This window comes from Paracnuella aquatica (assembly GCF_003332885.2).
Classification (GTDB): domain Bacteria; phylum Bacteroidota; class Bacteroidia; order Chitinophagales; family Chitinophagaceae; genus Flavisolibacter; species Flavisolibacter aquaticus.
On record NZ_QOWJ01000001.1, the window covers coordinates 712,066 to 724,646 of the forward strand.

The window sequence follows — 12,581 nt, forward strand, 5'->3', positions numbered from 1 at the left end:
ATCACCGCTGATCTGGAATCACCTTTGCAGAATCATTTTTATTAAATGACATACTTTTTTTATTAAGCAGGCACTGCTGCAGTTTCAGCCAGCGAACGAACAATCTGCAGTGCTTTTTGCCAAGAACTTTCCATGTGCTTTTTGTATTCGTCGATCACATCCACTTCAATACTAAGCAGCGTGCCATCACCAATATCTTCGGCTTTATAAATCTCCCTTGCACCGCGCCAACGCTCCGATTCGGGATGGTTTGGCACTGCTGCGTTATTGTGCAGAACACCTTCGTGGACAAATGAAATGATCGTTCCCGGTTGGTGCGCCGCTACCCTGCTCACCATTCCGTCGCCTTCGGGTGTTTTAAAATACACGGCGCCTCCTTCGCTCCAGTCGCCTTCGGCAAAAGAACCTGGGTGAAAAGCGGCTGTCCATTGCCGGTAGTAATGGTCTTCCAGCAATACTTCCCAAACTTTTTCCCGCGGCGCATTGATTTGCACCGAGAAATGCATGGTTTCAAATTTTGGTTTGCCTGCGATTGCTGCGGCATTCAACGCCCAGCGCACACCAAATTTATCTTTCAGGTTGCCAAACAGGTCGCCCCAAAACTGGCGCTGTACCGCTTCGGTTACCGCTCCGCCTTCTGATAATTGTTCAAACAACTGGTGGATCTCGTCTTCACCACAACTGTACGATAGCGAAAAATTGTTGCCCACTATCCAGCCTTCCGGGCAGCACATATCAGAGCCCATCAGGAGTATGCCGTTTTTGCCGGTTAGCACTGCATGCACTACCTGGTCCTGCATGTCGTCGGGAAATTGTTCCGCAATTGGCGATCCCGCCACTGTTTGGAGTTCCGTTGTGGCGCCCAGGCATTGCGCATAAAAAGCAAACGCTTCGCGGCAGTGGCCATTAAAATTGAGGTAAGGGGTGATCTGGTTCATATCGTTGCATTTTGGGTTTGAGGTGTAAAAATATGTGCGGTAGCAGCGGCCAAGCAGGTACAAAAATTTTGATTGGCATGATCGTTCCGTTTTGTCCATACAAACTTAGCCTCCATATTCCGGCACAGTGGTGTGCAAAAACGACATTTTCCAGGGTTGATTCCGACACTGTTTTCGTTAACTTGGTGAAATGAAGCATGTTTCCATAGTAGTGCCGCAGGGGCATTTCAGCCTGGTCAATGTTGAAGGTTCGCACCAGGTTTTATCTTGGGTAAACCAGTTGTTGCAGCAGGCCGGTGAGCCGCCACTTTTCGATATTCAACTGGTGGGCATTGCGCCGAACACGAAACAAACGAGCGGATTGTTTACCATCCACCCCGACGTGCTCCTGGAGGATGTGGTGCGCACCGACCTGATCATTCTACCTGCTGTGATGGGCCCGCTGCCCGAAGCGCTGCAACAGAACAGTGCGATCATTCCATGGCTGGTGCAGCAATACAAAGCGGGTGCGGAAATCGTGGCGTTTTGCATCGGCACTTTCCTGCTGGCGTCCACCGGACTGCTCGATGGCAGGCAATGCGCTACGCACTGGTTTTATGCAAACGAGTTTCGCAAAATGTTTCCGCAGGCGCACCTGCTCGATGACCGCATACTTACCGAATTGGACGGTATTTACACCAGTGGCGGTGCCTATTCATTTACCAACCTCCTCATTTACCTGGTAGAAAAATTTGCCGGCAGGGAAATTGCCATCCGCACTGCCAAAACCTTTATGATCGATATCGATCGCAGCAGCCAGTCGCCCTTTATTATGTTCAGCGGGCAAAAAGCCCACGACGATGCGGCAGTGCTGCAGGCGCAGGCTTATATTGAGCAACACCTCGATGAAAAGATCAGCGTGGAAAGCCTGGCTGACAAACTGGGCGTGGGCCGCCGCACATTTGAGCGGCGCTTTAAAAAAGCCACGGCCAATACTGTGGCCGAATATATTCAGCGGGTAAAAATGGAAGCTGCTAAAAAGGCACTGGAATCAAGCCGCAAAAATGTGGCGGAGGCGATGTACGAAGTAGGCTACACCGATAATAAAGCGTTCAGGGATGTGTTTAAAAAAGTAACCGGCATGTCGCCCGTTGCTTACCGCCATAAATACCGGAAAGCCGCTGTGGTGGCTTAATACGCATAGAAATTTTAAAACAGAATTTGTACTGCTTTTATGGGATGACAACCAACGGTGTTTGTCCTTCGTATACCAGTTCGTTGATCAATAACCTCCGGAAAAGTTGGTCGGTCAACAGCCGCGAACCACGCTGCACGACCAGCATTTCTTCATGCTTGTTGCTGATTATATTTTTGATGCCCTCAATTGCATCGGCTTCTTCGTAAACGGCCACTTCAGTATGAAAACGGTGGGTAAAAAGCGCCGCTACTTTCCCCAGGCTTTCTTCTATTTCCGCCTTTTGATCAGCCGGCTGGGCCAGATGAAAAAACGTAAGTTGCATGATGCGACTGCCGACAAACCCCAAAAACTTATTCAGTTCAAAATAATTGAGCGGGTGGTCTTCGGAAACGGCAATATAAGCCCGCGTGTGCTTAAAACTGCTGACGCCCTTTGGTATAGCCACAACCACGTTGTTGATGTTTTCAATGACCTGTAATGCCACGCTGCCAAGGAATATTTTTTTGAGCAATCCTGTTCCTTTGATGCCGGTGAAAATCAGGTGATTGAACGGCTCCGCGAGTAACTCGTTCAGCGTATTTTCCAAATGACTTTCCGAAACGCTGTAAGAAACTTTTACTGTTGGTGGCACAAATGCATCCGCCAGCTTTTTTAGTTGGTGCAATGCGTTGTTATTGTCGTCTTCGGCAAACTGTTGCTTGGTTTCGTTATCGAGCATGCCAGGTGCCAGCACAATAGTTTGATGCACCAGCACAATGCTTGCTTTGACCTTTGTGCTCCAATCTGCAGCGAACCGCACAAGGCCGGCAGAATAATCAGAAAAGTCCACCAGTACAAGAAAACGTTTTTCCATAGCCTATGATTTTTGAACCATTAAATTGAGCGATAACCTGTCTTTGTTTTTGCCATCATCCGTTGCAAATTCCTGCCCATAGGTTACACAGTTTGCTTGCTAAAATTTCAACCGCAGTTTAATAGGTAATTCTGTTCAGGTACGCAGCAACAACAGTGTGCTCAGGTACAACAAGTAAATCAAAACAAACACCAGTCCTTCTTTTTGCGACACCATCCGGTCACTTCGAAACACCGGGTAGCAGGCAATGGCAACGGCCGCGGCCAGGGGCAGATCAAACCACAAAACATCGTTGCTTACCTGCACACCATTGGGTGCAGCTATACAGGTAAGACCAAGTATGACCAATATATTGGTGCTGCTGCTGCCAATAAGATTGCCAACAGCCACATCGCGGTCGTTTTTGATGGTGCCAACAACAGTGGTAGCCAACTCAGGCGCCGACGTACCGATGGCAACAATAGTAAGCCCAACCACCGACTCTGAAATGCCTAAAGACAACGCAATGTTTACTGCACCGGCTACCAGCAAATGAGCACCAAGTACCGACAAGCCAATCCCCGTTACCAGCATGACCAAAAACATTAAGCTGGGTGTGCTTTTTTGCACATGTAACGCCTGCTTTCCAAAATCGGCGGCAAATTCTTTTTTAATGACAGCCGTTTCCTTTCGGCTGATCTGGATTAATTTAATAAGATAGGCAACGGCACCGAGCAACAAGATTGCGCCTTCGCGCCGGCTGAGCACACCGTCGGCCGCCATCACCACTAAAACAACCGCCGAAACGATCATTACCGGAACATCGAGCCTGATGCTCATAAGTTGCAACGGCAGCGGCTTGATGTCCGCACTCAAACCCAGTATCAGCAAAATGTTTACAATATTGGTTCCGGCAATGTTGCCCACGGCAAGTGTGCCAAATCCATCGGCAACGGCCGTGATGCCAATGGCCAACTCGGGCATGCTGGTGCCCACAGACACAATGGTAAGGCCGATGATGATGGGATTGATGCCGAGCATTGCCGCAAACCTGGTGGCACCCCGCAACACCAACTCGGCGCCCAGCAAAATAATCACCAGGCCACCAAAAAAGCTTATTGCCGGATGTAAGTCCATAGGCGGTTTTTTTGAGGGTGATGGCAAATTGGCTATCCTGCATTTATTGCGATAAGGAATGTTTGCAAACGCCTGAATAGACAGGTGCTATTACTTTAAAGATAAGCAGCAGGAAGTAGTTAAAACCTGATGAAAATCGGGAACGGTACAGTGAAAGCCATAGTGCAATGGCCTTTTTTTTAGAAAACTTGGCGCAGGCTCTTTCAACTAAAATTGCGTTTACAAACCATTCGCCAAGGACTAGACGTTATGTGGTACCGCAAGTGATCATTTAGATAAAATGACTTCGTTTTGTGAAACATAAAAAAAGCACCGGTAAAAACCAGTGCTCCTTTTTATGCGATCATCGTAGCTTTTTCTGCTTCCCATTTGGCCCGACCATAACCGGCAATTACATGTCGGTCGCTGTGGTACGAAGAACGCACCAACGGGCCACTCTCCACGTAATCAAGACCAATACTGTAACCAAACTCGCGGTACTCGGCAAACTCCGCTGGCGGCACAAAACGATGTACCGGCAGATGCCTTTTTGTAGGCTGCAGGTATTGGCCGATCGTTACCACATCGCAACCGGCTTGGTGCAGGTCGCGCAGGGTTTGAAACACTTCTTCCCGCTCCTCGCCCAATCCCAGCATGATGCCGCTTTTGGTACGCATGCCACCGGCTTTGAGCGTTGAAATTACATCCATGCTGCGCCAGTATTTTGCCTGGATGCGCACCTGGCGGGTTAGTCGTTCTACCGTTTCAATATTGTGCGATACCACTTCCGGCGCCGCATCGATCACCTGTTGAATGTCTTCCTTTTTTCCCTTAAAATCGGGGATTAGGGTTTCCAATGTTGTATTTGGATTGAGCGCCTTGACAGCCTTGATGGTGTTGTGCCAAATGGAAGCGCCACCATCTTTCAGTTCATCGCGGTCAACGGAGGTGATCACGGCATGTTTCACCTTCATCAGGTAAATGGCTTCAGCCACGCGTTGTGGCTCATCGAAATCCACGGGTTCGGGCCGGCCAGTGGCCACAGCGCAAAAGCCGCAACTGCGGGTGCACACATTGCCCAGGATCATAAATGTAGCGGTGCCTTCGCCCCAGCATTCGCCCATATTCGGGCAGTTGCCGCTTTCGCAAATAGTGTGCAGCTTGTGCTGGTCCACCAGCCCGCGAACATTTTTATAGCTTTCACCGATGGGCAGCTTAACCCGCAGCCAATCGGGCTTTTTTATTTTCGATTCCTGCGGCTGTGCCGCCACTACCGGAAGTTCAATCATGTTCTTTTCTTTTAACGGCCGAATAATGTGTTGCCTGCAAACCAGTTGATCCTAACAAATGCATTGAAACAATTGATCACAAATGCAACCAGATTTTCCGCCGGGATGCCTGCAAAGTTACAATTCGTAACCTTTCCAAAAACTTCGTTGTCCGGGCTAAATGTTAAGCTTCGGTGCATAAAAAAAGGACCGTGTCGGTCCTCTATATTTTTTCGGTTGACATGAACTACTTACGGTTGCCGAATACCATCGCCACATGCACCTGTAAAAAAGTGCGGCGCGGCTCTACGGCGATCATTTGTTCAATTTCCTTGGCATAACCTTCGGCTGAAAAGCCGATCTCCAGCGCCGAAATAGATTCGTTATAAGAGCCAAAATCAAAACGTAAACTGGCTTTTGCAAAAAGGCCCGGACGCAGCTTTACTTCGCTCCAGCCTTTGGTAAATCCAGCCGAACCCAGAATGCTGTTGGATAAAAACAGGGCACTGTCCTGCGGCGTGTATTTGATTTCGCGGTCGGCGCCCTGGTCGTTTACCTGCAGGTAATAAGGCTTTAGCAGCCCCATCGAAAGGCCGCCCATGGCAGTGCCGATGACCGCAACGCCGTTTTTATTTCCTTTTTGTCCAAAAATATACTGGCGACCATAACCCAGTTTTGCCTGGTAAAAATTGTTCATTTTACCATACTTAAACGAGTTGCCCAGCAAAAAGCCCTGTGCGCTGGACGACCGCTCTTCTTTTGGGTGCATGACCTCGGTAAACTCGAAGCCATAAATATTAGCCCAGCGTGGCGAGGTCATTTTGCCCCGCTCGTAAAAAAAGCCGTAACCATTGCTGCGCAGCTGCAGGCCAAACGCATTGTGTTTGTTGTATGAAAGCACGCCTTCTTCTTCCTGCCGGATCATGGCGTTGGTGCGCTGGCGTTTTTCTTCTTTGCGGGTCTGGCGGTCTTCGCGCCGGCCGCCGCGGTCCTGTGCCACCAGCACGGTAGTGCTGCACAGAAGTATTGCGATTGCTAAAAATTGCTTCACTGAAAACATGTTGGTAGTTAAACGTAAATTTAGGCGAAAAATTATGACCTCTGTTGTAGTTTATGAAGGCGGCCTCCGTACCACCTGCACGCATCTTCAGTCGCAATCTTCTATTGAAACCGATGCCCCAACCGACAACCATGGCAAGGGCGAACGCTTTTCGCCAACCGACCTGATGGCTACTTCGCTGGCCGCTTGCATGCTCACGGTTATGGGTATCAAAGCACGGACCATGGACATTGAATTGGACGGCACCAAAACCGAAGTGGAAAAAATAATGAAGGCCGAACCGCGCCGTGTGGGCGGCATCAACATAACGTTCCGTATTCCTGAAAGCCTGCAACAAATAGGCGACAAAGAAAAAACCATCCTGAAAAACACGGCCCACACCTGCCCTGTTGCCCAAAGCATCCACCCGGATATTGAAGTAAATGTGAATTGGGGCGCATGGAGTTAAGGATTCACCATTTTTTGCAAAAAGCATTTTACGGCAAAATGAATTGCATTGTGTAAAAGTCATTTTACAGCAAAAGGGCTTTAAAGCTTTTTGGATAAAACAACGCTAACGGGAAAGAGTTTAGCGTTGAATGAAAATAACAGAGCCAGCGAACATATTTGCCGGCTCTGTTATTTTGTATAAGCGTGATTGTTCCAAGATTTACTGAAAAAAGAAAAATGATGTGCTACAAATTAATGGTGCATTATAATGCTGCTTTATTATGCCGTTAGTCTAAAAGTTATATAAACGACAGCCCGCTTCGTTGCGGTTCCGAATCCCTGCGCAAAATAGCATTGCCCACAGCACACTCCAGGCAGCGGCGGTTGTTGCAGTAATTGTTCTTTAACTCGATCAGTGCCTGCGATGCTGCTGCATGTTCGGTCTTAACGCCCAGTTTTGCAAAACCGGATATGATCGCATTTTTTTCGGGTGGCAATGTTGCCAGCAGCTCAACCGCCCGGCTAGTGTAATGATCTTGCTTGTGGTGCAAACCGAATGCAAACAACGCCGGGGCCACTACGTTGATCATTAAATGATGCAACATATCCTGCCCAATTTTTTTGGGCAGGTATCCCGTTTGTTCATCAAAACGATAATGATAATGCCAGTAATCGTTGGCTGTGGCGTGCAACATGTCTTGTATGTCGGCAACTGCTTTTGCTTCAATAATTCGGGAGAACAAATGGCTGGAACGGTGCAGCAATGCTGCTAATTGTGCCAGCCGGATGGTGGGAAAATTAGGTGGGCGCATGCGCAAAAAATGCACGGGCATATTGATCGGCTGCAGGTTGTATTTTACTTTTAGAAACTGGTATTCGCGCCAAAGCAACTGTGCATAATCGTCCTGCCATTTCGGGCCCAGCAGGTTAGCGCTGCCCAGGAGCATAGCCTCCAACTGATGAATGCTGGACTTGTGTTTGCCCAACAATTTTACCGGCACCGACCGGGCAATGGCTTCGAATGCATCGGCATTAGTAGCGGCACCAAAACTGCGGGCCAGCATTTGCCAAAAAGCTTCTTCCCAACTGCCGTTGTTCTGATCGCGCAGTGTGAGTAACTGTGTTGCTTTTCGCTGCAGGCGTTCGGCCAGTAATCGGTCGAGCCAGGCCTGCATGGTGAGCGGCGGAACCGTTGCAATGGCATTGCCGCAGGGAATAAAATCAGCGCATTGCATCAGGGCCTCGTAACGTTGGTAAAGCATTGAATGAATGCGTGGCTGCAATTCTAGTACCGGAATTTTCGGGTTGGGCAGACCATCATGCTGGTAAACCACATGCAGTACAACATTGTTGTAATTAGCATCACCGCTATGCCCGTGCCGGTCCCAGTCAGATGTTTTGAGGTGCAATTCAATAGAGCCGGCAAGTTTTGTGGCGCCTATACGAACCCGGGCCTGCAGAAAGTCGGGGCCCTGTTCGGTATTATGTTGGCCGGGAAAAATAATGTCGATCGGATCGTTGGAAGTGGTGCGCAGTGCAGCGCGGTTGAAATACTGGAACTTCCAGATGAATTGGAGCAGTTTTTCGGTCATACCCTGGCGTTTTGGTTTGGGGCTGCCCGCAACGTTAGTCTGTCCGTTGTTGCTGTTTGACAACCGCGTTGGTAAAATACAAAACGCTTTTGGAGATTTGAAATGTTATGGCAAAGATTGTTGAACTAAAAAGTGATTTACCGTTGGTAAGATTAAACTTTTAAGTAGAGCTAATGTAAGGTTGTGTCAATCCTACATCAATAATTTGGCTTTCGAATGTGAGGATCAATTATTGGTAAAACGAAGTCCGAAACCCTGCTCGGGCAAATGGCATTGCATGGATAAATAAAGCTGAATAGCATTACCGAACGTACAAGTGAGTGACACAACAGGCGCTGAACAATCGTTTGCTGCTAGTTCACAAAAATACTATGGCAGCAAACCCTGCTGCTGCAACAATTGCACTACCCTGCTCACGGGCAGCCCCATTACGTTGTAAAAATCGCCCTGCACCGATTTGATGCCTACCACGCCAATCCACTCCTGGATGGCATAAGCACCGGCTTTGTCGTAGGGCTGGTATTTATCTACATAAAATTGAAGTTGCTCGTTTGTCAATTGGTGAAACACCACTTCAGTCGTATCGGCAAAACAAAAAGTGTTGCCTGCATGCAACAGGCAAACACCGGTAATTACACGGTGGGTTTGCCCGCTCAGCCGCGATAAGATATCCACTGCATCTTGGCGGTCACGCGGTTTGCCGATGATCTCGTTGCCCAATACCACGATGGTATCCGCAGCAATAATGGGCCGCTCGGCTCCTGCTTTTGCCTGCACCGCCAACGCTTTTTCCCGGGCTATGTGCACAGCCACTTCTGCTTCGCTCAAATGATCGGGAAAAGTTTCATCGGTGTTGGCCACGATGATGTCGAAAGGAACTTCAGCCCATTCGAGCAATTGTTTGCGGCGCGGCGATGCCGAAGCCAGTATGATGGGTGCCATAGATTAAAAATAAATCCGGAAAAAAATCATGGTTAAGATGCCGGTGAACATCACCCATTTGGCGAGGTTGCTCAACTGGTGGTATTCGGCGGCGGAGTGGGCGGTAAATAACTGGCGGAATAATTTGAACAAGGGATAGATGACAAGCACCACACAAAAAGCAACGGCTGCATACCAGCCAAATTGCAGGATGTACAGTTGCAACACAATCAGCGCTGCAATGAGCACTACCGACCAAACGGCAACATATACTTTTGTAGCCCTTGTGCCTGCAACAATAGGAAGTGTACGGCATCCGTAACGCTCATCGCCGACCATGTCTTCCATGTCTTTCACCGCTTCGCGGATGAGTGAAATGATGAATGCAAAACCGCCGTATAAAAACGATACACGGAAGAATTTGGAAATTGTTTCGTCGCTATTGAATGCGGCGGAGAACGGAACTTTTAGAAAAAATAGAATTAAAACTGTCCATGCAGTAAGCACTGATATAACAATGTTGCCCACTAACAATTTACGCTTGAGCGTGGTGGAGTAAAACCAGAGCAGCAACACGCATGCAACGTTTGCCAGCACCAGGTACCATTTGTCGAAACGCGTGGCCAGCATGGTACAAAAGACACCGGCAACACTCAGGAACAGGTGCCAGAAAATAGCCCACCTGCGGTTGATGCCCGTATTGAGCACGTTTTTATCAGGCTTGTTGATGCGGTCGATATTGAGATCGAAATAGTCGTTGATGATGTAGCCGGCTGCCGCAATAAATACCGATGCCACCACCAGCAATGCAAGCTGCACCCAGTCGGCGGTTTGGAACAGCGGCACATACACCGAAACATAAAACAGTACCTGCGTAAGAATAATGAACAGGAGATTAGGCCAGCGGATCAACCGTAAAAATGCAGGAACCAACCTCATGCAGGAGTTTTAACGTGAAGTTACACTGGTATCGAAGATCCAATGGTTATTTAGCTTGAGTACTTTCTCGATCACATCCCGCACACAACCGTAACCGCCCCGTACCGGCGAGATGTATTTGGCGGCAGCCTTTGCCTCGCTTACGGCATCGGCCGGGCAGGCAGATGCGCCAACCAATTGCAGCAGGGCCACATCGGGCAGGTCGTCGCCCATGAATAAAACTTCCTGCCACTGCAGTCGGTTCTGCTCCAGGTAATTTTCCAAAAAAGCCTTTTTATCGTGGATGCGCAAGTGCACTTCTTGTACTCCCAGCTTTTCAAAGCGGCCCACTACCGGCTCGGAGTAACCGCCGGAAAGAATCACCACGCGATAGCCCCATTTCAGTGCCATTTGTAGTGCTAGTCCATCTTTTACATGCATCTGCCGCGCCTGTAACCCATTTTCCAACAGGAGCACCGTACCATCGGTGAGCACGCCATCGATGTCGAACACAAATGTGGTGACCTTTTGAAAATGGGTAAGTACGTTCATGGAAGGAATGATGAATTGAGAATTATGGGTTAGGAATGGTGAGTGGTGAATGGGCAGTATTAATGTCGACTATCTGCAGCATTCATTCATAATTCACCATTCATAACTCATGATTCAAGAAGGCTTATTTCTGGTTGTCGCGCCACTCATATACCCAGGCGCTTTGGATCATTTCCAGGTGGCCTTCGTTGCTTTCTTCGCGGGTGCCGGTAAAGTTGGGCAGGGTCAGTACCCATTCGAGCAGGTCAGTAAAACGGATGCGGTAAATTTTGCTTTCCGAAAAATCATCGCCAAACTTCTCATAAAGCTTCAGTGCAATGTCTTCGTAATCGTTCCAATGTATCGGCGGTTCAAAATGAGCCATGGTAGTAATGTGCTGATTTGGGAATTTGAAAATTTGAAAATGATAAAGCGATGGTGATCAAAAAAACGATCTACATTATACAAAAAGCATTTACTTCCTCGCCATTTTCAAATCTTCAAATCTTATAATTTTCAAATTGTATTTATTCTCCCAAAAACTGGGTTTGATCAGGAAGCGTTACTTCAATGTTGCCGCTGTCTTCGAGCAGTACGCATTGGCATCCCAGGCGTGAATTGAGCCGCGGGTTCACTGCGCGGTCGATAAAGTCCTCTTCACGATCGGTCAGTTCCTCCACAAAATCTTCGCCCTGCTGCACATACAGGTGGCAGGTGCTGCAGGCGCAAACGCCGCCGCAGTTGTGGTGCAGCTCGATGTCGTTTTTCAGGCACACTTCCAACAGGCTCTGTCCGGGCTCAACATTTTCAAGGGTTACTGTCTCGAGGCCCTTTTGTTCAAAATTGATCTTAATCGTGTACATCAGGAGTTGTTTCGGCCGCAAAAGTATTGCAAAGCATCCGTTTTTATAGGGCCGGGTTTTGAATACTGTTGGTAAATAGCTGGTAAAAGGCGGCAAGATGCGGATGCGCTTGCAATAATTGCCGGTGCTTTTCCAGCGTATTTTCGTCGTTGCGGATGGCCGGTCCGGTTTGCGCAGCCCGCGGCGACAACTCCCCTACCCGCTCTGCCGTTTCAAGGATCAGCGGGTGCAGTATCGAAAAATCCAACCCTTCTTTGATACAATACGACTCGGTAAGGGCATACAGGTGGTTCACAAAATTATTGCAAAACACAGCAGCCACATGCAGTTTCAGGCGTTGTTCATCAGACGCAACTGCCACTTTGTTGGAAATGGTGTAGGCCAGCGCTTCCAGCTGCCGCAGCGTTGCGTCATCGCTGGCGTCGATGATGATGGGAATATCAGGGGAACCGGCCGCTTCCTTTTTCAGTGTTTGCAACGGGTAAAAAACACCGTAATGTGCCGCTTCGTTCAGCACATCTTTGGAAACCGAGGCGGCAGAGTGCACCACCGTGCCATTGGGTAGGCTCAGTTCGTTGAGCACGTCGGCTATCGCAATGTCCGAAACGGCCAATAAGTATAGGTCGGCATCCCTGGTAACCACGCTCCAATAATTGGTGCTTTCAGTATCCAGTTCATACGCCAGTTCAGAAGCGGCATGCGCATCCCGCCCGAAAATTTGCAGGATCTGATGCCCGGCGTTTTTAAAACAACGGCCCAGTACCGATGCCGTATTGCCCGTTCCAATAATCACAATATTCATAATGCCGATTATTAAAATTCGCTGTCGTTATGGTTGACAAACCAAACACAAGATAAGCCAAGCATCTTTTTTGGCTAACGCCTTAACAGCGAAATGTCGCCATTTCCGCCTGCCGCTTATAACTTCGCAGATCT

14 protein-coding genes are annotated in these 12,581 nt (G+C 48.6%); 2 read left to right on the forward strand and 12 right to left on the reverse strand.

Going from position 1 to position 12,581, the window contains the following annotated elements; translation table 11 throughout:
• Window positions 1–62: 62 nt before the first annotated feature.
• The gene (locus DRJ53_RS03070; RefSeq protein WP_123893328.1) at window positions 63–938 is read right to left on the reverse strand and encodes a VOC family protein; all 876 of its coding nucleotides are present in this window, start codon (window positions 936–938) and stop codon (window positions 63–65) included.
• A 190-nt stretch (window positions 939–1,128) separates the two neighbouring features.
• On the opposite strand from DRJ53_RS03070, the gene DRJ53_RS03075 reads away from it, so the two are divergent.
• On the forward strand, window positions 1,129–2,112 hold the full coding sequence (locus DRJ53_RS03075) for a GlxA family transcriptional regulator (RefSeq protein ID WP_114234089.1): 984 nt from the start codon (window positions 1,129–1,131) through the stop codon (window positions 2,110–2,112).
• A 37-nt stretch (window positions 2,113–2,149) separates the two neighbouring features.
• Here the strand turns inward: DRJ53_RS03075 and DRJ53_RS03080 are convergent, their stop codons facing one another.
• The 4 genes from DRJ53_RS03080 to DRJ53_RS03095 form a co-directional block, all read right to left on the reverse strand.
• Window positions 2,150–2,968, reverse strand: a complete 819-nt coding sequence (locus DRJ53_RS03080) for a universal stress protein (protein WP_114234090.1) — start codon at window positions 2,966–2,968, stop codon at window positions 2,150–2,152.
• Window positions 2,969–3,103: 135 nt separating this feature from the next.
• Window positions 3,104–4,084 carry a calcium/sodium antiporter gene (locus tag DRJ53_RS03085; RefSeq protein WP_114234091.1) on the reverse strand — a complete coding sequence of 327 codons (981 nt, stop codon included), beginning with the start codon at window positions 4,082–4,084 and terminating at the stop codon, window positions 3,104–3,106.
• Between the two features lie 335 nt (window positions 4,085–4,419).
• Window positions 4,420–5,352: a lipoyl synthase gene (lipA, locus tag DRJ53_RS03090; protein ID WP_114234092.1), complete on the reverse strand. Its 933-nt coding sequence runs from the start codon at window positions 5,350–5,352 to the stop codon at window positions 4,420–4,422.
• Between the two features lie 226 nt (window positions 5,353–5,578).
• Window positions 5,579–6,382 (reverse strand): hypothetical protein, encoded by an 804-nt coding sequence (locus tag DRJ53_RS03095; RefSeq protein WP_123893330.1) that lies wholly within the window; start codon window positions 6,380–6,382, stop codon window positions 5,579–5,581.
• Window positions 6,383–6,425: 43 nt separating this feature from the next.
• Here DRJ53_RS03095 and DRJ53_RS03100 point away from each other — a divergent pair, with 43 nt between their 5' ends.
• Window positions 6,426–6,839 (forward strand): OsmC family protein, encoded by a 414-nt coding sequence (locus DRJ53_RS03100; RefSeq protein WP_175580730.1) that lies wholly within the window; start codon window positions 6,426–6,428, stop codon window positions 6,837–6,839.
• 280 nt (window positions 6,840–7,119) lie between these two features.
• Here DRJ53_RS03100 and DRJ53_RS03105 read toward each other — a convergent pair whose 3' ends face one another.
• The 7 genes from DRJ53_RS03105 to DRJ53_RS03135 all read right to left on the reverse strand — a co-directional run bounded on the left by DRJ53_RS03105 (window position 7,120) and on the right by DRJ53_RS03135 (window position 12,447).
• A complete protein-coding gene (locus DRJ53_RS03105; protein ID WP_114234435.1) occupies window positions 7,120–8,412 on the reverse strand; it encodes a DUF2851 family protein in 1,293 nt (430 codons plus the stop codon).
• Between the two features lie 369 nt (window positions 8,413–8,781).
• On the reverse strand, window positions 8,782–9,354 hold the full coding sequence (locus DRJ53_RS03110; protein ID WP_114234094.1) for a Maf family protein: 573 nt from the start codon (window positions 9,352–9,354) through the stop codon (window positions 8,782–8,784).
• 3 nt (window positions 9,355–9,357) lie between these two features.
• Window positions 9,358–10,272 (reverse strand): geranylgeranylglycerol-phosphate geranylgeranyltransferase, encoded by a 915-nt coding sequence (locus DRJ53_RS03115; RefSeq protein ID WP_114234095.1) that lies wholly within the window; start codon window positions 10,270–10,272, stop codon window positions 9,358–9,360.
• A gap of 9 nt (window positions 10,273–10,281) precedes the next feature.
• Complete coding sequence (locus tag DRJ53_RS03120; RefSeq protein WP_114234096.1) at window positions 10,282–10,803, reverse strand: KdsC family phosphatase; 522 nt, start codon at window positions 10,801–10,803, stop codon at window positions 10,282–10,284.
• A gap of 124 nt (window positions 10,804–10,927) precedes the next feature.
• Entirely contained in the window at window positions 10,928–11,167 is a 240-nt protein-coding gene (iscX, locus tag DRJ53_RS03125; protein WP_114234097.1) for a Fe-S cluster assembly protein IscX, read from the reverse strand.
• Between the two features lie 142 nt (window positions 11,168–11,309).
• Window positions 11,310–11,645, reverse strand: a complete 336-nt coding sequence (locus tag DRJ53_RS03130) for a 2Fe-2S iron-sulfur cluster-binding protein (protein WP_114234098.1) — start codon at window positions 11,643–11,645, stop codon at window positions 11,310–11,312.
• A 43-nt stretch (window positions 11,646–11,688) separates the two neighbouring features.
• Entirely contained in the window at window positions 11,689–12,447 is a 759-nt protein-coding gene (locus tag DRJ53_RS03135; protein WP_114234099.1) for a Rossmann-like and DUF2520 domain-containing protein, read from the reverse strand.
• Window positions 12,448–12,581: the final 134 nt, after the last annotated feature.